We start from the raw sequence: 17,732 nt of genomic DNA on the forward strand, positions 1-17,732 counted from the left end.
TGCCATCCCGTTACTCGCTTTGCGACAGATAGGCGTTGAAACCGTGATCCAGGTAGGCGGTCGGCGGCAGTTCGTCCGCCAGCACGGCAGCATCGATGTCGGCCAGGTCGGCGATGCGCTCCTGCTGCTCGTACTGGTAGATGCCGGCCATGCCGATCACCAGCGCCAGGGCGGGGATCGCCATGCTGGCCTTGCCCAGCCAGCTGAACTGCGAGAAGAAGCCGCCGATGCCGCCGCCGGCCGTGGCCAGTTCCGTCTTGCTCACGCGCACGGACAACGGCGTCTCGACATGCGCTTTCTTGCGGGCGAGCGCCAGCTTGCGCGCCTGCGCCAGGCGGTCTGTGGTCGATGCGGGCAGCTCGTCCAGCTTTTCATTGAGCGCGTGGCGCACTTTGTAAGCGAAATTCAGATCGTCGGTGTTCATAATTTAATTCCCTTGGCTGCCAGCGCCCCGGCCAGCGCATGTGTTGCACGTGAGCAATGCGTTTTGACGCTGCCTTCCGAGCAGCCCATGGCCTCGGCCGTCTCGGCCACGTCCATATCCTGCCAATAACGCATCAGGAAGGCTTCGCGTTGACGCGCCGGCAGCTTTTGCACTTCGGCGTCGATGATGGCCAGCATCTGCTGGCGTTCGATCTTGTCCGCGCTCGATTCGGCGGCCTCGGAGCCGGCCTCGGCGGCATACGATTCGAGTATATCAAAGTCCTCGTGCTCGTCGCCCGCGGGGCCCATGCCGGAAAACAGGCTGACCCAGGTGTTGCGCACCTTTTCGCGGCGGAAGTAATCGAGGATGGTGGTCTGCAGGATGCGCTGGAACAGCATCGGCAGTTCGGCGGCCGGCTTGTCGCCGTATTTCTCGGCCAGCTTGATCATGGCGTCCTGGACGATGTCCAGCGCCGACTCGTCCTTGCGCACGGCATAGACGGCTTGTTTGAAGGCACGCCGCTCGACGCTTTCGAGGAAATCGGATAATTCTTTGTCTGTGGCCATCGTGGGCGGAAGGGGTGCTGCCGGGTGTTTTGAACTGAGGCGCATGCTAGCAAAAATCGGCCCGATTTGCATGTTTTTACATCAAAACCGCGGCGATTTGCATGAGTCAGGCAGGATTTGCCATTTTTTCCTTGTTTAATTCGGTGTGGCGGTGTACCGTATGGAACGCTTTGAACAACCCCGAAGCTCTATGGTCTGGTCGCAGCAGGCACACAACGCCGCATCGACACGACGCGCTTTCATTTAGTAGGCAGTTTGCTCTCACCCGCGCCACAAGCGCGAGAGGTATGCGGCACCACTACGGAAAACCCGGCCAAACGAGAGTTTGCGCTAGCACCGCTTTGCACGTCACTACGGTTGGCGGAAGAGGCAGTGCGACCGCATAAATAAAGGGAAGCTGGGCAGAGCTGTAGCGGTATTCGTACTTCGCATGGCTAGAGCATCCGATCAATCTCCTATGGACCTTGAAAGGAATGTTTCATGAATACCGAAGCATCTTCACAATCTGGTGGGCAACTTACAGGCGCGGAAATCGTCGTGCGCTGTCTGGCCGAAGAGGGCGTTGAGCACGTCTTTGGCTATCCCGGCGGTGCCGTTCTGTACATTTACGACGCCATCTTCAAGCAGGACAAATTCCAACACGTACTGGTACGCCACGAGCAGGCCGCGATCCACGCCGCCGATGCTTACTCGCGCTCCTCGAACAAGGTTGGTGTCGCGCTGGTGACCTCCGGTCCGGGCGTGACCAATGCGGTGACCGGTCTGTCCACCGCCTACATGGATTCGATTCCCATGGTGGTGATCTCGGGCCAGGTGCCCAGCCACGCCATCGGCCAGGACGCCTTCCAGGAATGCGACACCGTCGGCATCACCCGCCCGGTGGTCAAGCACAACTTCCTGGTGAAGGACGTCAAGGAACTGGCGGAAACCATCAAGAAAGCCTTCTTTATCGCCCGTACCGGCCGTCCCGGCCCCGTGCTGGTCGATATCCCGAAGGATATTTCCATGCACAAGACCACGTACTCGTACCCGAAAGAGGTCGAGATGCGTTCCTACCGTCCGGTGGACAAGGGCCACGCCGGCCAGATCCGCAAAGCCGTGCAGCTGCTGCTGCAGGCCGAACGTCCGATGATCTACACGGGCGGCGGCGTGATCCTGGCGAATGCCGCGCCGGAACTGAACAAGCTGGTCGACAAGCTCGGCTTCCCCGTCACCAATACGCTGATGGGCCTGGGCGCCTACCCCGCCAGCAACGAGAAATTCGTCGGCATGCCGGGCATGCACGGCACGTATGAAGCCAACATGGCGATGCAGAACTGCGACGTGCTGATCGCCATCGGCGCGCGCTTCGACGACCGTGTGATCGGCAATCCGAAACACTTCGCCAGCAACCCGCGCAAGATCATCCACGTCGACATCGACCCGTCGTCGATTTCCAAGCGCGTGAAGGTGGACATTCCGATCGTCGGCAACGTCAAGGACGTGCTGGTCGAATTCCTGTCGCAGCTGGACGCCGCCGACGCCAAGCCGAATCAGCCCGCGCTGAAAACCTGGTGGAAGCAGATCGAGGAATGGCGCGGCCGCGATTGCCTGAAGTTCCCGACCTCCGACCTGGTGATCAAGCCGCAGGCAGTGGTGCAGAAGCTGTGGGAAGTGACCAAAGGCGACGCCTTCATCACCTCCGATGTCGGCCAGCACCAGATGTGGGCCGCGCAGTACTATGGCTTCGACAAACCCAAGCGCTGGATCAACTCGGGCGGCCTGGGCACCATGGGCGTCGGCCTGCCGTACGCCATGGGCGTGCAGATGGCCAATCCCGATGCGACCGTCGCCTGCGTCACCGGCGAGGGATCGATCCAGATGTGCATCCAGGAGCTGGCGACCTGCAAGCAGTATCACCTGACGCCCAAGATCATCATGCTGAACAACCGTTTCCTCGGCATGGTGCGCCAGTGGCAGCAGATCGACTACGGTTCGCGCTATTCCGAGTCCTACATGGATTCGCTGCCCAACTTCGAGAAGCTGGCCGAGGCCTATGGCCACGTCGGCATGCGCATCGAAAAGCCGGGCGATGTGGACGGCGCGCTGCGCGATGCATTTGCCATGAAGGACAAGCTGGTCTTCATGAACTTCATCACCGATCAGGGAGAAAACGTCTGGCCTATGGTTAAGGCGGGCAAGGGCCTCTCCGAAATGCTGCTGGGCTCGGAGGATCTCTGACATGCGACACATTATTTCTGTCTTGCTGGAAAACGAAGCCGGCGCGCTGTCGCGCGTGGTGGGCCTGTTCTCGGCCCGCGGCTACAACATCGAAACGCTGACCGTGGCGCCGACCGAAGATCCGACGCTGTCGCGCATGACCATCGTCACCACCGGTTCCGACGACATCATCGAGCAGATCACCAAGCACCTGAACCGCCTGATCGAGGTGGTCAAGGTGGTGGACCTGACCGAAGGCCAGCACATCGAGCGCGAATTGATGCTGATCAAGGTGCGCGCGGTCGGCAAGGAACGCGAGGAAATGAAGCGTACCGCCGACATCTTCCGCGGCCGCATCATCGACGTCACCGAAAAGAGCTACACGATCGAACTGACCGGCGCCAAGAGCAAGCTCGACGCCTTCATCGATTCGATCGACCGCACCTCCATCCTGGAGACGGTCCGTACCGGCGGTTCCGGCATCGGACGCGGCGAACGTATCCTCAAGGTATAAACGATTTATAACGATTTTAATTAGGAATGAACATGAAAGTTTTCTACGACAAAGACGCTGACCTCTCCCTCATCAAAGGCAAGAACGTTGCCATCATCGGCTACGGTTCGCAGGGTCACGCCCACGCGCAGAACCTGAGCGATTCCGGCGTCAACGTCACCGTCGGCCTGCGCAAGGGTGGCGCCTCGTGGCAGAAGGTCGAGAAGGCCGGCTTGAAGGTCGCGGAAGTGAATGAAGCCGTCAAGGCCGCCGACGTCATCATGATCCTGCTGCCGGACGAGAACATCGCCCAGGTCTACAATGAAAACGTCGCGCCGAACGCCAAGGAAGGCGCGGTGCTGGCCTTCGCCCACGGCTTCAACGTGCACTATGGCCAGGTCGTGCCGCGCGCCGACCTGGACGTGATCATGGTGGCGCCGAAAGCCCCGGGCCACACCGTGCGCGCCACCTACACCCAGGGCGGCGGCGTGCCGCACCTGATCGCCGTCTACCAGGACAAGTCGGGCAGCGCGCGCGACATCGCCCTGTCGTACGCCTCGGCCAACGGCGGCGGCAAGGCCGGCATCATCGAAACCAACTTCCGTGAAGAGACCGAGACCGATTTGTTTGGCGAACAGGCCGTGCTGTGTGGCGGTACCGTCGAGCTGATCAAGGCCGGTTTCGAAACCCTGGTGGAAGCCGGTTATGCGCCGGAGATGGCTTACTTCGAGTGCCTGCACGAGCTGAAGCTGATCGTCGACCTGATCTACGAAGGCGGCATCGCCAACATGAACTACTCGATTTCGAACAACGCCGAGTACGGCGAGTACGTGACCGGTCCGAAAGTCGTAACCTCGGCCACCAAGGACGCGATGCGCCAGTGCCTGAAGGACATCCAGACCGGCGAATACGCCAAGTCCTTCATCCTGGAAAACAAGGCCGGCGCCCCGACCCTGATCTCGCGCCGCCGCCTGACCGCCGAGCACCAGATCGAAGAAGTCGGCGCCAAGCTGCGTGCCATGATGCCCTGGATCGCCAAGAACAAGATGGTCGACCAGTCGAAGAACTAAGCGGCTTCCTCTGCAAGCAAAAAGCCGGCCGTGTGCCGGCTTTTTTATTCGTCGGACGGGGCCTTTGTATTACCTCAATGCGGGAAGAGGCGACATGGTCATACACTGGCCGGATGCCGACCGCCGCCCCTGCCGCCCGTTATGATTCGCCCTGGAAAACCGCATTGACCCATGCGTTCCGGGACTTCATGGCCTTCTTTTTCGCCGCTCTCCATGCCGAGATCGACTGGACCAGGCGACCGCGCTTTCGCGACAAGGAGCTGGCCGGCATCAAATTCGGCGGTATCCCTGATGGTCTGATCGCCGATAAGCTGGTCGAGGTCGCATTGCATGACGGCCGCGTGCAATGGGTGTTGATTCACATCGAAGTTCAGGCGCAACGCGATACCGTGCTGGCGCGGCGCGTGCTCGACTATAACTACCGGATTTTCACCGAATATGCGCAGCCGGTCGCCAGTTTGGTGCTGTTGGCCGATGAAGATCCGAACTGGCGCCCACATGCATTCCATATCGAGGTGCTGGGAACAGTGATGGGGATTTCCTTCGCCACGGCCAAGCTGCTGGATTACACGGTAAAAGTCGATCAATTGCTGGCCTCGCACAACCCGTTCGCCTGGATCACGCTCGCCCATCTGCGCACGCAGCAAGCCCGACATAATCTCAATCGGTTATACGCGGCGAAGTGGCAAATGACCAAGCTTCTATATCAGCACGGGTGGGGAAAACAGCGGATAATCACCTTGTTCAAAGTGATCAACTGGATGATGGCTTTGCCTGAACCATATCAGCGGCGTTACTGGCGGGCCGTTCTTGCGCTGGAAAAGGAGCAGAACATGGAATGGATCAGCCCATTGGAGCAGTCCTTTATCGACAAGGGCTGGCAGCAGGGCCTGAAGAAAGGTCTTGAGCAAGGCAAGGAACAAGGCAGGGAGGAGGGCCGGCAGCAAGGTCGGATCGACGGCCTTGAGCAGGGGCGGAAAGAAGAAGCACTGGCTTTAGTCGAGCGACAGCTGATCAGACGTTTCGGCGCACTGCCCAAGACCGTACGTAGCAAGCTGAAGAAAGCCAGCCTGGTGCAGCTGGAGGCCTGGAGCGATGCACTACCAGAAGCGCAATCATTGAAACAGCTGTTCGAATGAACGCCAACCTCAGTGATCCTGGCGCAGCGAGGTGCGCTGATGCTTGCCTCGCTGCCCAAGGTTAAGGCTTGACGTCGCGCGCCAGCAGCGTGTCCAGCTGCGCGAACAACTGGCTAAACTGTTTGTTGGCGACCTGACAGTGGCTGCAGGTTTTCAGGTGCTCCGCCAGCGCGTCTATCTCGGACGACGACAGCGGCTCGTCGCGCGCGCCGATGACCAGATAGGTCGTCTCGCGGCAGGTTATAGGTTTTGCCATCATTCCAGTTCTCCCCAGCCGCGCACGGCGCATTCGCGCAAGCGCATGCGGGCGCGGTACAAAATCACACGTAAATTGCCGGCGCTGACAGTGCAGCGTTCCTCGATTTCAGCCAGCTCCATGCCCAGGTATTCGCGCATCAGGAACAGCCGAGCCGTTTCTTCCGGCAGGCGGTTCATGCACAGTTCGACGATGTCGAGCAGCTCGTTCTCCTCCGCCTTCCTGACGCTGCAGACGGTGTCGATGAAAACGTCCGGATGCCAGGCATTGTCGGCCGTGAAGAGCGCGTCGAATTCGTGCTCGTCGCCCGGCTCCGGGCAGTCGAACCTCAGCTGGCTGCGGCGGCGGATCGCGTCGACGATCTTGTTGCGCAGGATGGCGGTCAGCCAGCTGCGCAGGTTGGCCATGCCGCGGTAGCTGCTCCAGCCGTGCATCGCGCCCAGCAGCGCCTCCTGTACCGCGTCTTCCGCGTCGGCGGCGGAGGCCAGTTGCAGGCGCGCGAGCCGTAGCAGGAACGGCCGTTCCTGTGCCACCTGCTGCCAGACATCGGTTCCCGAGGGACTCATGGCCTCAATCCTTTTTCCTGCGGGCCAGCGAAATGCCGTAGGCGGCGCCACGCGCATGCAGGATGGGATCGTCGGAAACCGCAATGCCCGCCGGCAGATTCAGCGGCACGAACAGCACGTCGTCGCAAGCCTGGCTGTCATCGAGCGCGGTGACGCGCAGGCGACCCAGACTCACCATGCCGGCGCCGACCCAATGCTGGCTGGGATCGTCCAGCGAATCGCCGTCGGCCGGCAACTGCGCATACAGCTCGAATTCCACCGGCTCCCGGTTGAGGCGCCGCGTCAGCTCGTCCTGCAGGAAGTTGTCCGGGAACTGCTGCTCCTCGTCGTCCGTCAGATAACGCGTACCGATGGCCGGCGTGGCGATGATGCGCGCCGTCTGCCGGCGGCCGTCCTCCGCCTGGAAGATAAAGGCATTATTCGAATAATAGGGCGTGCTCGCGTACGACGCCGGCGCCGCATGTGCGGCCAGCAGCGCCGGCTGGCGGGTGCAGTCAGGGAAGCGGGCGTTGTGGGCGGCGACCTTCTGCGGGTCGGGTTTTTGGGTTTCAGTATCGGGCACGCGGGCGGCAAGAAAGCTCACGAAAGACTCCGGTGTGGCGGCGAAAAAAACCGGCTCCGAGATCAGCAGCAGATCCCAGAAGTCTTCTCCGCCGCTCAGGCGCATGGACAGGCCGCGTACCGAGCGGCTCTTGTCCGAGACGCCTGGATTGCCGCCGCCGACCGAGAAGCGCAGGATGGCTTTCAGTGTACCTCGGCTGAACAGCGGACCGTCGACAAATTTTTGCACTTCGGGCGTGGGCGTGAAGGCGCCGTGCGCGCACAAGCCCTTGGCGTGCGAGGCGCGCTTGCCGGCGTGCTTGCCGAAGGTGTTGTTCAGGGCGTCGACCATGGCCGCTGGTGCGATCGTCGTGGAAGTCATGTTGTTTCTCCTTATTGTGAACGTCGGCCGAGCGATACGGCATAAGCCGGTGCGCGCGCGGCGAGGATGCTGTCATCCGATGCTGTAATCCCGGTCGGCAGCGTGACGGGCATGAATACCAGGCCGACGCAGGTTTCCTGGCCGGCCAGGCCTGTTACGCGCAGCTTGCCCAACGCGACGCGCTCTTTTCCTGTCCATGGCTGCGACGAATCGGTGAGCGGATCGCCGGCCGCGGGCAATTGCGCGTACATGGTGAATTCGGCCGGTCTGGAGGCGATGCGGGTTTTGAGTTCTTCCTCGAGGAAAGCGCACCGTGGTATCCAGCTTTGGTGTGGCGAAGAATGGACTCTTCACCAGTCGGTCGATGTTGGCGGCCGGCGTGAACTCGCCTTTGGCGCAGAAGCCCTTGGCGTGGGAGGCGCGCTTGCCGGCGTGTTTGCCGAAAGTGCCGTTAGGGCGTCGATCTGGGCGACCGGGTTGTCTGTCTGGGCATGGGCCGGCATCTGCATGCCCAGCATCAGGGCGCCGGCGGCAAGTAAGGGTGTTTTCATGGCTTCTCCAAAAGTGTGCTCTTGCTGTTAAGTCGGAGAAGCGCAGCGTTTGTTACACCTGTTTTTTTCTCGCCTTCGCCACCCGAATCTTGTTACAAAGACTCACCATGTCTTACAGGTGCGTCAGGGAAATTCGGGTAAAGTGCGGCTTGTCTTAACCTTAACATTGGAGCCCGTATGACTATCATGAAGAACTTCGCCGCCGTTGCCGCGATCACGTCTATCGCAATGGCCGCGCACGCCGCTCCGAGCGACTCCCTGCCGACGGCCGGCACGCTGGTGGTGGTGCCGGCCTATGGTGAGGTCAAACATGCCAACGATCAGGCGGTCGTGATGCTGGCCATCGAGGAGCAGGACAAGGACAAGGCCGCCGCCGCGTCGCGCGTGAATACCAGGATGAAGCAGGGCGTGGAGATCGTGAAGAAGGAGGATCCGCAGGCCAGCCTGAAGACGCAGGGCTATTACACCTATCCCGTCTATCCGGAAGAGCGTCCGCTGCCGAACGGCCAGGTGGTCAAGCAGCGCGTGCCGACCGCCTGGCGCGTCGGCCAGTATCTGCAGGTGACCACCACCAGCCTGGACAAGCTGCCCAGGACGGTGGCCGCGGCGCAGAAAGTACTGACCCTGAATGCGATTAATTTCGGCCTGACGCCCGAAACCACCAAAAAGCTGGACGATGAGCGCATCGCCGCCACTTACAAGAATCTGAATGAGCGCATCAATTCGATCGCCAATGCCATGGGCCGCAAGGTTGGCGATGCGGTGGTCGATACCATCGATTTCGAAGGTTCCGGCAATTACGCCGAAGGCCGCCCGGCCCCGGTGCCGATGATGGCGATGCGCATGAAGACCGCAGATATGAGCGAGGTGGCCGAGCCGAGCTTCGAGCCGGGCGAAACCACGCTGCAGATGCAGCTGGTCGGCAAGGTGCGTTTCAAATAAGCGCGCGCCGCGGCGCGGTGGGTTAGACTTGCTCTTATTTTAACGATGGAGCCAGGTCATGAAACAACTCGCCGCTGCCGTTTCCTTATCCGTTTGCACGCTTGCCATCCATGCCCAGTCGCTGCCGACCTCCGGCGCGCTGCTGGTGGTGCCGGCCGACGGTGAGGTCAGACACGTCAACGACCAGGCCACCGTCACCTTGACGGTAGAGGAAGTCGACAAGGACAAGGCCGCTGCCGCCTCGCGCGTCAACCAGAAGATGAAGCAGGGGCTGGAGATCGTCAGGAAGCAGGACCCGCAGGCCAGCCTGAAGACCCAGAACTATTACACTTACCCGGTCTATCCAGAAGAGCCGCCGCTGCAGCCGGGCCAGACTCGCAAGCCGCGCGTGGCGACCGCCTGGCGCGTCGGCCAGTCGCTGCAGGTGGTGACCACCCATCTCGACACTCTGCCCAGGACCGTGGCCGCCGCGCAGAACATCATGAGCCTGAGCGGCGTCTATTTCAGTCTGACGCCCGAAACCACCAAACAGCTGGAAGACCAGCGCATCGCCGCCACCTGGCAGAATTTCAATGAGCGTTTCGCCGCCATCGCCAAAGCCATGGGCCGCAGTCCCGCTGACGCGGTGCTGGATACGGTCGACTTCGAAGGTTCGGGCAATTACACCGACCGCGTCAGCGTCACCGGCGCGCGCATGATGGCTGCGCCGCCGCCTGCGCCCTACATCCCGCCCGGCGTCGAGGAAACCAGCTTCGAGCCGGGCGAAACCACGCTGCAGATGCGGCTGGTGGCCAAAGTGCGCTTCAAGTAGGCAAAATTGGGCAGAATAGAAGTTGTCTCCTCCTCTATAATGATGGCGCAACATGATTGGATAACGAGAAACGGATCACTATGCCCAACTTCCCCCGCCGCCGCGCCAAGAACGCGGCCATCGCCAAACTGCCCAAAACGTCACGTTTCAGCCGTTTTGCGCGCCGTGCCCGCGGCGAGGATCTGGACCGGCCGCGTCATCGCGGCATTTATCTGCTGCCCAACGCCTTCACCACGGCCGCGCTGTTCTGCGGCTTCTACGCCATCGTCATGGCGATGAACCAGAAGTTCGAGCATGCCTCCTGGGCCATCTTCATCGCCATGGTGCTCGACGGGCTCGATGGCCGCGTCGCGCGCCTGACCAACACCCAGAGCGAATTCGGCGCGCAATACGATTCGCTGTCGGACATGGTGTCCTTCGGCGCCGCGCCGGCGCTGGTGATGTATGAATGGTCGCTGCGCGGCCTCGGCAAGCTTGGCTGGATCGCCGCTTTCGTCTACTGCGCCGGCGCCGCGCTGCGCCTGGCGCGCTTCAACACCAATATCGAGGTGGTGGACAAGCGCTACTTCCAGGGGCTGCCGTCGCCATCGGCGGCGGCGCTGATGGCCGGCGTGATCCTGATGATGCTGGAGCTGGAGGTATCGGGCCTGGACATGGGCTGGGCCTCGTGGGGCATCGCGGTGTTCGCCGGTCTGACCATGGTCAGCAACGTGCCGTTCTACAGCTTCAAGGACGTCAACTTCCGCAAGTCGGTGCCGTTCATCGCGGTATTCCTGATCGCGCTGGGCCTGGCGCTGATCGCGATCAAGCCGTCGGTGACCTTGTTCCCGCTGTTCGCGATCTATGGCCTGTCCGGCTACCTGGTCGCCGCCTGGCGCGCGGCCAAGGGCAAGAAGGTCAGCCTGATCCAGACCGACATGGACAGCGACGATCCGAGCGAACGGCGCTAAGTGACCGGGGCGGCCGGCCCGGAGGGATTCCAGCAACGCAGCATCTAGCCTAGCCACGGAGCTATCATGAGCAACTCATCCAACCGCCTCATCATCTTCGACACCACGCTGCGCGACGGCGAGCAATCGCCGGGCGCGTCGATGACCAAGGACGAAAAGGTCCGCATCGCCAAGCAGCTGGAACGCCTGCGCGTGGACGTCATCGAAGCCGGCTTCGCCGCCGCCTCGCCCGGCGATTTCGAGGCCATCAAAGCGATCGCCTCGGCGGTGCGCGAATCGACCATCTGCTCGCTGTCGCGCGCCAACGACCGTGACATCGCCCGCGCCGCGGAAGCGCTGCTGCCGGCCGAGCGCAAACGCATCCACACCTTCATCGCCACCTCCAGGCTGCACATGGAAGCCAAGCTGCGCATGCTGCCGGAGCAGGTGCTGGAGCAGGCGCGCAACGCCGTGCGCTTCGCACGCCAGCACACCGACGACATCGAATTCAGCCCGGAAGACGGCAGCCGCTCGGACGAGGAATTCCTGTGCCGCGTGCTGGAAGGCGTGATCGAGGAGGGCGCCACCACCATCAACTTCCCGGACACGGTGGGCTACGCCGTGCCCGAACTGTTCGGCGAAACCATCCGCCGGCTGCGCGAGCGCATCCCCAATTCCGACAAGGCCGTGTGGTCGGTGCACTGCCATAACGACCTTGGTCTGGCGGTGGCCAACTCGCTGGCCGGCGTGATGATAGGCGGCGCGCGCCAGATCGAGTGCACCATCAATGGCCTCGGCGAGCGTGCCGGCAACACCGCGCTGGAAGAGGTGGTGATGGCGCTGCGTACGCGCGGCGGCTATTACAACCTCGAATGCGGCATCGACACCACGCAGATCGTGGCGGCGTCCAAGATGGTGTCGCAGATCACCGGCTTCGCCGTGCAGCCGAACAAGGCGGTGGTGGGCGCGAACGCGTTCGCCCACGCCTCCGGCATCCACCAGGACGGCATGCTGAAATCGCGCGAGACCTACGAGATCATGCGCGCCGAAGACGTGGGCTGGACCGCGACCAAGATCGTGCTGGGCAAGCTGTCTGGCCGTAACGCCTTCAAGCAGCGCTTGCAGGAACTGGGCATCGACCTGGAATCGGAGGCGGAAGTCAATGCCGCCTTCGCACGCTTCAAGGAACTGGCCGACCGCAAGGCCGAGATCTTCGACGAGGACATCCTGGCGCTGGTGTCGGACGAGCAGCAGTCGCAGGAGCATGAATACTACCGCTTCGTCTCGCTGGAGCAGCGCTCCGTCACGGGCGAAACGCCGACCGCGAAAATCGTGTTCCATATCGATGGCGAAGAACACTGCAACGTCGGCAAGGGCGACGGCCCGGTCGATGCCACCGTCAACGCCATCGAGGGAGAAGTCGGCAGCGGCGCGGAACTGGTGCTGTTTTCGGTGAACGCGATCAGCTCCGGCACGCAGTCGCAGGGCGAAGTGACCATGCGCTTGTCCAGGGATGGCCGCATCGTCAACGGCGTCGGCGCGGACCCGGACATCATCGTGGCCTCGGCCAAGGCCTACCTGTCGGCGCTGAACAAACTGCAATCGAAAATCGAGCGAGTGAATCCGCAACCATGAGTGATTTTGATGTCGTAGCGCTGGGCGAGGCAATGGTCGAGTTCAACCAGGCCAAATCCAGCGAACCTGTATACCGCCAGGGTTTCGGCGGCGACACCTCCAACGCGGTGATCGCCGCCAGCCGCCAGGGCGCACGCACGGCCTACCTGAGTCGCGTCGGGGAAGACCATTTCGGCCGCATGCTGCTGGACCTGTGGCAAAAGGAAGGCGTGGATACCGGCGCGGTGGCGTGCGACGCGCAGGCGCCGACCGGACTGTATTTCGTCAACCACGGATCGCAGGGGCACGCCTTCAGCTACCTGCGCGCCGGCTCTGCGGCCAGCCGCATGCAGCCGCAGACGATGGACCTGAGGCCGGCGCAGCGCACGCGCTGGCTGCACGTCTCGGGCATTTCGCAAGCCATCTCCGCCAGCGCCTGCGACACCGTATTTGCCGCCATCGGGATCGCGCGCGCGGCCGGCGCCAGGATCAGCTACGACCCGAACCTGCGCCTGTCGCTATGGCCGCTGGCGCGCGCCCGCGCAACGATCTGCGCCACCATCGCCCTGACCGACCTGTTTCTGCCGAGCCTGGACGAAGCGGTGACGCTGGCGGGCACCGACGACATCCCGGCCATCTTTGCCTGGTGCCGCGCGCATGGCGCACGCACGGTGGTGCTGAAAGCCGGTCCATCGGGCGCCTGGTATGCCGGACAGGGCGACGCGCCGCGGCTGATGGCAGCACGCGTCGTCGAGGCCGTGGACGCCACCGGCGCCGGCGACTGCTTCGACGGCAGCCTGCTGGCGCGACTGGCCGCCGGCGACAGCCTGGCCGACGCGGTGCGCTACGCCAATACCGCCGCCGGCCTGTCGACCCTGGGCCACGGCGCGGTCGCTCCCATCCCCACCGCCGACCAGGTCCGCGCCGTTTAATCCGGGGTCAGGTCTTTCATTGCGTCACGGGCCCAGCTGTAGCGTTTGCTACAGCTGGGCCCGTGACGCAATGAAAGACCTGACCCCGGAGTTTGCCACCGGAGTTTAGAAGCGGAACTTGACGTAGGCGGCGGGGCCGTTCAGGCGCACGTTGAGGTCGGAACCGTCGCGCTCGCGGTTCAACTTGATCTTGTTGGCGGTGTATTCAGCCACCACACCGATCGCCGGCGTCACGTACCATTCCACGCCCACGGCGCCGCCGTAGATGTGGCCGGTGATCTTGCCGCCGCTCTTGCGGATGCCCGAGGCGTCGGCGTAGACGCGCACGTTTTCCGACACCGCGTGGCGCCAGCCCAGCTCCAGCAGCGGCGCGAAGGCATCTTCGCTTTCGTCATAGGCGCCGCTGCCGGACACGCCGTTCAGCACGCCACTGGCCGTGCCTTTCACCTGCGCCTTGTAATACGCCGCGCCGACGCCGATGCCGAATACGTCGTTGCCGCTGCCGATCCACCATTTATACGCCAGGTTGGCCAGATCCAGTTTCAGCTTGGCGTTCAGACGGCCGTTGCCGGTCAGCGGCAGGCCGTTGATGTTGGTGCTGCCGCTCAGCGATGGCGTGTAGTTCTTGTCGTAGCGGTAATAGTCGAAGTCGAAGCCTTGCGAGTCGCCGAGCAGCAGCTGCGCTTTCACGCGCGGCAGCGTGACGTGGTCGGCCTTGTAGGTGCCGGTGTCGATGCGGCCGTAGTTGGTGTCGCCTTCGTAGCTGATGTGCGGTTCGGTGTAGAACGCGCCGACCGAGACGCTGGCGCGGTCCAGCGCCGGCGCTGGGTCGGCCCAGGCGGTGGCGCTCAGAGCAAGCAGGGAGGCGGCGTAAATGGCTTTGGTGCGGACAGACATGAAAACTCCATTGGGTTGCGATCAATATTGGGAAAATCATATCAACCGAACCCGGCTTTCCAAGTCGGCGCACACCCGGTATTTGCGTGGGACTGTTCCTACCTCAGCGGCGCTTGTTCTCGCGCTCCTCGTCCGGACCGTTGACCATGGCTTGCACCACGCCACGGCGGTCGAATTCCACCGACATCATGGAGTTCCACACGTCCTGCTCCTTGTAACGGTACAGCCAGACATCGCCCTCGACGCTGTAGTAGTGCGTGACCTGGGTCGGCCGGCCGAAGGTGCGCAGGATGGTCTCCTTGGTGTCCTTGCCGACCTTGACGGTGGCGAACTTCTGGCTGGTCAGTACCTGTTCGTACGAGATCAGCCGCCGATCCGGCCCCAGCCGCGCCATCCAGGTGTACTGGCCCCACGGTCCCCAGGCATATTCGAGCAGGGTGTCGGCGCCGTCCTGGTAGATATTGGTCGGGGTGCCCAGGCGCTGACGCACCGCCGCTTCCGCATCGCCGGGCTGCGGCGGCGGGGCCAGCATGGCGGCGCAGCCGGCCAGGGAAGTGGTCAGAATTGCCAGTGTCAGCAGCCTTTTCATGCCGGATCCTCAAAAAACGGTACACCTCGGGGTTTTTCCGCTATACTACCGGGTCTGGTCTTCGGGCCAGGTTCTTTTTGAAACGATCACGGTGGGCAGGGTTACGACTCCGCGCACCGCATGTTAAAGGTAAATATCATGACCGTAGAAAACATCAACAAAGCCGCGATCATCGCGGACAACGCCCGTGGCCAAAACGATACCGGCTCGCCAGAAGTGCAAGTTGCGCTGCTGACCGCCCGCATCAACGAACTGAACACCCACTTCAAAGAGCACACCAAGGACCATCACTCCCGCCGTGGCCTGATCAAGATGGTTAACCGTCGTAAGAGCCTGCTGTCCTACCTGAAGAATTCGGACGCGAACCGTTATCGCGACCTGATCGCCAAACTGGGTCTGCGTAAGTAATTTTTGCGCTATCCGGCTTAAATCAAAATGCCTGCGCCAGTTTGCTGACGCGGGCATTTTGTCATTGGGCGAGTTGATAGCTTGCTAACTGGAATTTGTGGTTGTAGAAGTGGCAGTAAAGGCGGTCACAACGGCCGCCCGCAGGTGAGGTGAACGACAGCTCCTGAAAATCTGTCGGCAAATAGAAAGGGATTACCCATGTTTAATAAAGTTACGAAAACCTTCCAGTACGGTCAACACACCGTCACGCTGGAAACCGGCGAGATCGCTCGTCAGGCCTCCGGCGCGGTGTTGGTGTCGATTGAAGACACCGTGGTGCTGGCGACCGTGGTGGCGCGCAAGGACGCCAAGCCGGGCCAGGACTTCTTCCCGCTGACCGTCGATTACGTTGAAAAGACCTATGCAGCCGGCAAGATCCCGGGCGGTTTCTTCAAGCGTGAAGGTCGCCCTTCGGAAAAAGAAACGTTGACGTCCCGCCTGATCGACCGTCCTATCCGCCCGCTGTTCCCGGAAGGTTACATGAACGAAGTGCAGGTGATCGTGCACGTGCTGTCGGTCAATCCTGAAATCGATCCGGACATCGCCTCGATGATCGGCGCCTCGGCCGCCCTGTGCGTGGCCGGCGTGCCGTTCAACGGCCCGATCGGCGCCGCCCGCGTGGGTTACGCCAACGGCCAGTACATCCTGAACCCGACCGTCGAGCAACTGAAGACCTCGAAGATGGATCTGGTGGTGGCCGGTACCGAAACCGCCGTGCTGATGGTGGAATCGGAAGCGCAGCAACTGTCGGAAGAAATCATGCTGGGCGCCGTGGTCTTTGGTCACGAACAGATGAAAGTCGTGATCGACGCCATCCACGACCTGGTGGCCGAAGGCGGCAAGCCGGAGCACGAGTGGACCGCGCCGGCCAAGAACGAAGCGCTGATCGGCCGCGTGGCCCACTTCGCCGAAGCCAAGATCCGCGACGCTTACCAGACCCGCGACAAGCAGGCCCGCACCGATAAACTGCGCGCCATGTCGTCGCAGGTGCAGGCCGACCTGGCCGCCGAAGCCGCCGCCGCCGGCACCGACGCGCCTGACTCGGTGGAAGTCGGCAACATCCTGTTCGAAATGGAATCCAAGGTCGTGCGTTCGCAGATCCTGGAAGGCGAGCCACGCATCGACGGCCGCGACACCCGCACCGTGCGTCCGATCTCGATCCGCACCTCGGTGCTGCCACGTACCCACGGTTCGGCGCTGTTCACCCGCGGCGAAACCCAGGCACTGGTGGTGGCGACCCTGGGCACCGCCCGCGATTCGCAGAAGATCGACGCGCTGATGGGCGAGTACACCGACGACTTCATGCTGCACTACAACATGCCGCCGTTCGCCACCGGCGAAACCGGCCGCGTCGGTACGCCGAAGCGCCGCGAAATCGGCCACGGCCGTCTGGCCAAGCGCGCGCTGGTCGCCGCGCTGCCGTCGCAGGACGAGTTCAGCTACTCGGTGCGTCTGGTGTCGGAAATCACCGAATCGAACGGTTCCTCGTCGATGGCCTCCGTCTGCGGCGGCTGCTTGGCGCTGATGGATGCCGGCGTGCCGATGAAAGAGCACGTGGCCGGTATCGCCATGGGCCTGATCAAGGAAGGCGGCCGTTTCGCCGTGCTGTCCGACATCCTGGGCGATGAAGATCACCTGGGCGACATGGACTTCAAGGTGGCCGGTACCCGCAACGGTATCACCGCGCTGCAGATGGACATCAAGATCCAGGGCATCACCAAGGAAATCATGCAAGTGGCGCTGGCGCAAGCCAAGGAAGGCCGCGAGCACATCCTGGGCGAAATGCAGAAGGCCGTGCCGACCGTGAAGACCGAGCTGTCGAGCTTCGCGCCACGCCTGATCACCATCAAGATCAACCCCGAGAAGATCCGTGACGTGATCGGCAAGGGCGGCGCCGTGATCCGCGCGCTGACCGAAGAAACCGGCACCCAGATCGACATCAGCGACGAAGGCGTGGTCACCATCGCCTCCGTGGACGCTGCCGCCGGCCAGGAAGCCAAGCGCCGCATCGAAGAGCTGACCGCCTCGGTCGAAGTGGGCAAGTCCTACGACGGTACCGTGCTGAAGCTGCTGGACTTCGGCGCCATCGTGCAGGTGATGCCGGGCAAGGATGGCCTGCTGCACATCTCGCAGATCGCCAACGAGCGCGTCAACGCCGTCGCCGACTACCTGAAAGAAGGCCAGCAAGTGCGCGTCAAGGTGCTGGAAACCGACGACCGCGGCCGTCTGAAGCTGTCGATGAAAGCCGCTGCGGAAGAAGCCGCGGCCGCTGCCGCCAACGCGCAGTAAGCCGTCGCAGCGTCAAAAAACCGCCGGGTGCGCAAGCCCCGGCGGTTTTTTTTCGCCCGCGTGCTGGCAGCGGTGCTATGCTGGCACGCAAGTTTG

At 62.4% G+C, this 17,732-nt stretch carries 19 protein-coding genes; 11 read left to right on the forward strand and 8 right to left on the reverse strand.

Annotation, left to right across the window (positions count from 1 at the left end; translation table 11 throughout):
- Window positions 1-10: 10 nt before the first annotated feature.
- Both E4L98_RS25425 and E4L98_RS25430 read right to left on the reverse strand, forming a co-directional pair.
- On the reverse strand, window positions 11-424 hold the full coding sequence (locus tag E4L98_RS25425) for a DUF3619 family protein (RefSeq protein WP_135204328.1): 414 nt from the start codon (window positions 422-424) through the stop codon (window positions 11-13).
- Window positions 421-990, reverse strand: a complete 570-nt coding sequence (locus E4L98_RS25430) for an RNA polymerase sigma factor (RefSeq protein ID WP_135204329.1) — start codon at window positions 988-990, stop codon at window positions 421-423. Before E4L98_RS25430 ends, E4L98_RS25425 begins: the two co-directional genes overlap by 4 nt.
- 480 nt (window positions 991-1,470) lie before the next feature.
- Between E4L98_RS25430 and E4L98_RS25435 the strand changes: the two genes are divergently transcribed.
- The 4 genes from E4L98_RS25435 to E4L98_RS25450 all read left to right on the forward strand — a co-directional run bounded on the left by E4L98_RS25435 (window position 1,471) and on the right by E4L98_RS25450 (window position 5,891).
- On the forward strand, window positions 1,471-3,210 hold the full coding sequence (locus tag E4L98_RS25435) for an acetolactate synthase 3 catalytic subunit (protein ID WP_135204330.1): 1,740 nt from the start codon (window positions 1,471-1,473) through the stop codon (window positions 3,208-3,210).
- A 1-nt stretch (window position 3,211) separates the two neighbouring features.
- Window positions 3,212-3,703 (forward strand): acetolactate synthase small subunit, encoded by a 492-nt coding sequence (ilvN, locus tag E4L98_RS25440; protein ID WP_135204331.1) that lies wholly within the window; start codon window positions 3,212-3,214, stop codon window positions 3,701-3,703.
- A gap of 32 nt (window positions 3,704-3,735) precedes the next feature.
- The gene (gene ilvC / locus E4L98_RS25445; RefSeq protein ID WP_135204332.1) at window positions 3,736-4,752 is read left to right on the forward strand and encodes a ketol-acid reductoisomerase; all 1,017 of its coding nucleotides are present in this window, start codon (window positions 3,736-3,738) and stop codon (window positions 4,750-4,752) included.
- Between the two features lie 113 nt (window positions 4,753-4,865).
- The gene (locus E4L98_RS25450; protein ID WP_167761449.1) at window positions 4,866-5,891 is read left to right on the forward strand and encodes a DUF4351 domain-containing protein; all 1,026 of its coding nucleotides are present in this window, start codon (window positions 4,866-4,868) and stop codon (window positions 5,889-5,891) included.
- A 61-nt stretch (window positions 5,892-5,952) separates the two neighbouring features.
- On the opposite strand, the gene E4L98_RS25455 is transcribed toward E4L98_RS25450, so the two are convergent.
- Genes E4L98_RS25455 through E4L98_RS25470 form a run of 4 tightly spaced genes read right to left on the reverse strand, consistent with a single transcriptional unit; the run spans window position 5,953 to window position 7,886 of the window.
- Entirely contained in the window at window positions 5,953-6,147 is a 195-nt protein-coding gene (locus E4L98_RS25455) for a zf-HC2 domain-containing protein (RefSeq protein ID WP_167761450.1), read from the reverse strand.
- Window positions 6,147-6,713, reverse strand: coding sequence for a sigma-70 family RNA polymerase sigma factor (locus E4L98_RS25460; RefSeq protein ID WP_167761451.1), 567 nt, complete (start codon window positions 6,711-6,713; stop codon window positions 6,147-6,149). The genes E4L98_RS25455 and E4L98_RS25460 overlap by 1 nt, the downstream gene beginning before the upstream one ends.
- A 4-nt stretch (window positions 6,714-6,717) precedes the next feature.
- Window positions 6,718-7,635: a catalase gene (locus E4L98_RS25465; protein ID WP_135204336.1), complete on the reverse strand. Its 918-nt coding sequence runs from the start codon at window positions 7,633-7,635 to the stop codon at window positions 6,718-6,720.
- A gap of 11 nt (window positions 7,636-7,646) precedes the next feature.
- Window positions 7,647-7,886, reverse strand: a complete 240-nt coding sequence (locus E4L98_RS25470; protein WP_135204337.1) for a catalase family protein — start codon at window positions 7,884-7,886, stop codon at window positions 7,647-7,649.
- A gap of 477 nt (window positions 7,887-8,363) precedes the next feature.
- Between E4L98_RS25470 and E4L98_RS25475 the strand changes: the two genes are divergently transcribed.
- The 5 genes from E4L98_RS25475 (at window position 8,364) to E4L98_RS25495 (ending at window position 13,414) form a co-directional block, all read left to right on the forward strand.
- Window positions 8,364-9,128 carry an SIMPL domain-containing protein gene (locus tag E4L98_RS25475; RefSeq protein WP_135204338.1) on the forward strand — a complete coding sequence of 255 codons (765 nt, stop codon included), beginning with the start codon at window positions 8,364-8,366 and terminating at the stop codon, window positions 9,126-9,128.
- 58 nt (window positions 9,129-9,186) lie between these two features.
- Complete coding sequence (locus tag E4L98_RS25480) at window positions 9,187-9,939, forward strand: SIMPL domain-containing protein (protein WP_135204339.1); 753 nt, start codon at window positions 9,187-9,189, stop codon at window positions 9,937-9,939.
- 80 nt (window positions 9,940-10,019) lie between these two features.
- Window positions 10,020-10,889, forward strand: coding sequence for a CDP-diacylglycerol--serine O-phosphatidyltransferase (pssA, locus tag E4L98_RS25485; protein ID WP_135204340.1), 870 nt, complete (start codon window positions 10,020-10,022; stop codon window positions 10,887-10,889).
- 66 nt (window positions 10,890-10,955) lie between these two features.
- Entirely contained in the window at window positions 10,956-12,503 is a 1,548-nt protein-coding gene (locus E4L98_RS25490) for a 2-isopropylmalate synthase (protein ID WP_135204341.1), read from the forward strand.
- The gene (locus E4L98_RS25495; protein WP_135204342.1) at window positions 12,500-13,414 is read left to right on the forward strand and encodes a sugar kinase; all 915 of its coding nucleotides are present in this window, start codon (window positions 12,500-12,502) and stop codon (window positions 13,412-13,414) included. The genes E4L98_RS25490 and E4L98_RS25495 overlap by 4 nt, the downstream gene beginning before the upstream one ends.
- 105 nt (window positions 13,415-13,519) lie before the next feature.
- Here the strand turns inward: E4L98_RS25495 and E4L98_RS25500 are convergent, their stop codons facing one another.
- Window positions 13,520-14,311: a hypothetical protein gene (locus E4L98_RS25500; protein ID WP_135204343.1), complete on the reverse strand. Its 792-nt coding sequence runs from the start codon at window positions 14,309-14,311 to the stop codon at window positions 13,520-13,522.
- Between the two features lie 103 nt (window positions 14,312-14,414).
- Window positions 14,415-14,900 (reverse strand): outer membrane protein assembly factor BamE domain-containing protein, encoded by a 486-nt coding sequence (bamE, locus tag E4L98_RS25505; RefSeq protein WP_135204344.1) that lies wholly within the window; start codon window positions 14,898-14,900, stop codon window positions 14,415-14,417.
- Between the two features lie 138 nt (window positions 14,901-15,038).
- Between bamE and rpsO the strand changes: the two genes are divergently transcribed.
- Together rpsO and pnp are read left to right on the forward strand one after the other, a co-directional pair.
- Complete coding sequence (rpsO, locus tag E4L98_RS25510) at window positions 15,039-15,308, forward strand: 30S ribosomal protein S15 (RefSeq protein WP_135204345.1); 270 nt, start codon at window positions 15,039-15,041, stop codon at window positions 15,306-15,308.
- Between the two features lie 198 nt (window positions 15,309-15,506).
- Complete coding sequence (pnp, locus tag E4L98_RS25515; protein ID WP_135204346.1) at window positions 15,507-17,636, forward strand: polyribonucleotide nucleotidyltransferase; 2,130 nt, start codon at window positions 15,507-15,509, stop codon at window positions 17,634-17,636.
- Window positions 17,637-17,732 lie beyond the last annotated feature (96 nt).

This window comes from Duganella callida (genome assembly GCF_004614165.1).
GTDB classification, from domain to species: domain Bacteria; phylum Pseudomonadota; class Gammaproteobacteria; order Burkholderiales; family Burkholderiaceae_D; genus Rugamonas; species Rugamonas callida.

Bases quoted from the DNA above. Each gene is read 5' to 3' on its own strand.
- ilvC (WP_135204332.1), top strand. From the start codon at position 3,736: ATGAAAGTTTTCTACGACAAAGACGCTGACCTCTCCCTCATCAAAGGC.
- E4L98_RS25500 (WP_135204343.1), bottom strand. From the start codon at position 14,311: ATGTCTGTCCGCACCAAAGCCATTTACGCCGCCTCCCTGCTTGCTCTG.
- E4L98_RS25425 (WP_135204328.1), bottom strand. From the start codon at position 424: ATGAACACCGACGATCTGAATTTCGCTTACAAAGTGCGCCACGCGCTC.
- pssA (WP_135204340.1), top strand. From the start codon at position 10,020: ATGCCCAACTTCCCCCGCCGCCGCGCCAAGAACGCGGCCATCGCCAAA.
- E4L98_RS25450 (WP_167761449.1), top strand. From the start codon at position 4,866: ATGCCGACCGCCGCCCCTGCCGCCCGTTATGATTCGCCCTGGAAAACC.
- E4L98_RS25470 (WP_135204337.1), bottom strand. From the start codon at position 7,886: ATGTACGCGCAATTGCCCGCGGCCGGCGATCCGCTCACCGATTCGTCG.
- ilvN (WP_135204331.1), top strand. From the start codon at position 3,212: ATGCGACACATTATTTCTGTCTTGCTGGAAAACGAAGCCGGCGCGCTG.
- E4L98_RS25455 (WP_167761450.1), bottom strand. From the start codon at position 6,147: ATGGCAAAACCTATAACCTGCCGCGAGACGACCTATCTGGTCATCGGC.
- E4L98_RS25480 (WP_135204339.1), top strand. From the start codon at position 9,187: ATGAAACAACTCGCCGCTGCCGTTTCCTTATCCGTTTGCACGCTTGCC.
- E4L98_RS25495 (WP_135204342.1), top strand. From the start codon at position 12,500: ATGAGTGATTTTGATGTCGTAGCGCTGGGCGAGGCAATGGTCGAGTTC.
- E4L98_RS25465 (WP_135204336.1), bottom strand. From the start codon at position 7,635: ATGACTTCCACGACGATCGCACCAGCGGCCATGGTCGACGCCCTGAAC.
- E4L98_RS25460 (WP_167761451.1), bottom strand. From the start codon at position 6,713: ATGAGTCCCTCGGGAACCGATGTCTGGCAGCAGGTGGCACAGGAACGG.
- rpsO (WP_135204345.1), top strand. From the start codon at position 15,039: ATGACCGTAGAAAACATCAACAAAGCCGCGATCATCGCGGACAACGCC.
- E4L98_RS25475 (WP_135204338.1), top strand. From the start codon at position 8,364: ATGACTATCATGAAGAACTTCGCCGCCGTTGCCGCGATCACGTCTATC.
- E4L98_RS25490 (WP_135204341.1), top strand. From the start codon at position 10,956: ATGAGCAACTCATCCAACCGCCTCATCATCTTCGACACCACGCTGCGC.
- bamE (WP_135204344.1), bottom strand. From the start codon at position 14,900: ATGAAAAGGCTGCTGACACTGGCAATTCTGACCACTTCCCTGGCCGGC.
- E4L98_RS25430 (WP_135204329.1), bottom strand. From the start codon at position 990: ATGGCCACAGACAAAGAATTATCCGATTTCCTCGAAAGCGTCGAGCGG.
- pnp (WP_135204346.1), top strand. From the start codon at position 15,507: ATGTTTAATAAAGTTACGAAAACCTTCCAGTACGGTCAACACACCGTC.
- E4L98_RS25435 (WP_135204330.1), top strand. From the start codon at position 1,471: ATGAATACCGAAGCATCTTCACAATCTGGTGGGCAACTTACAGGCGCG.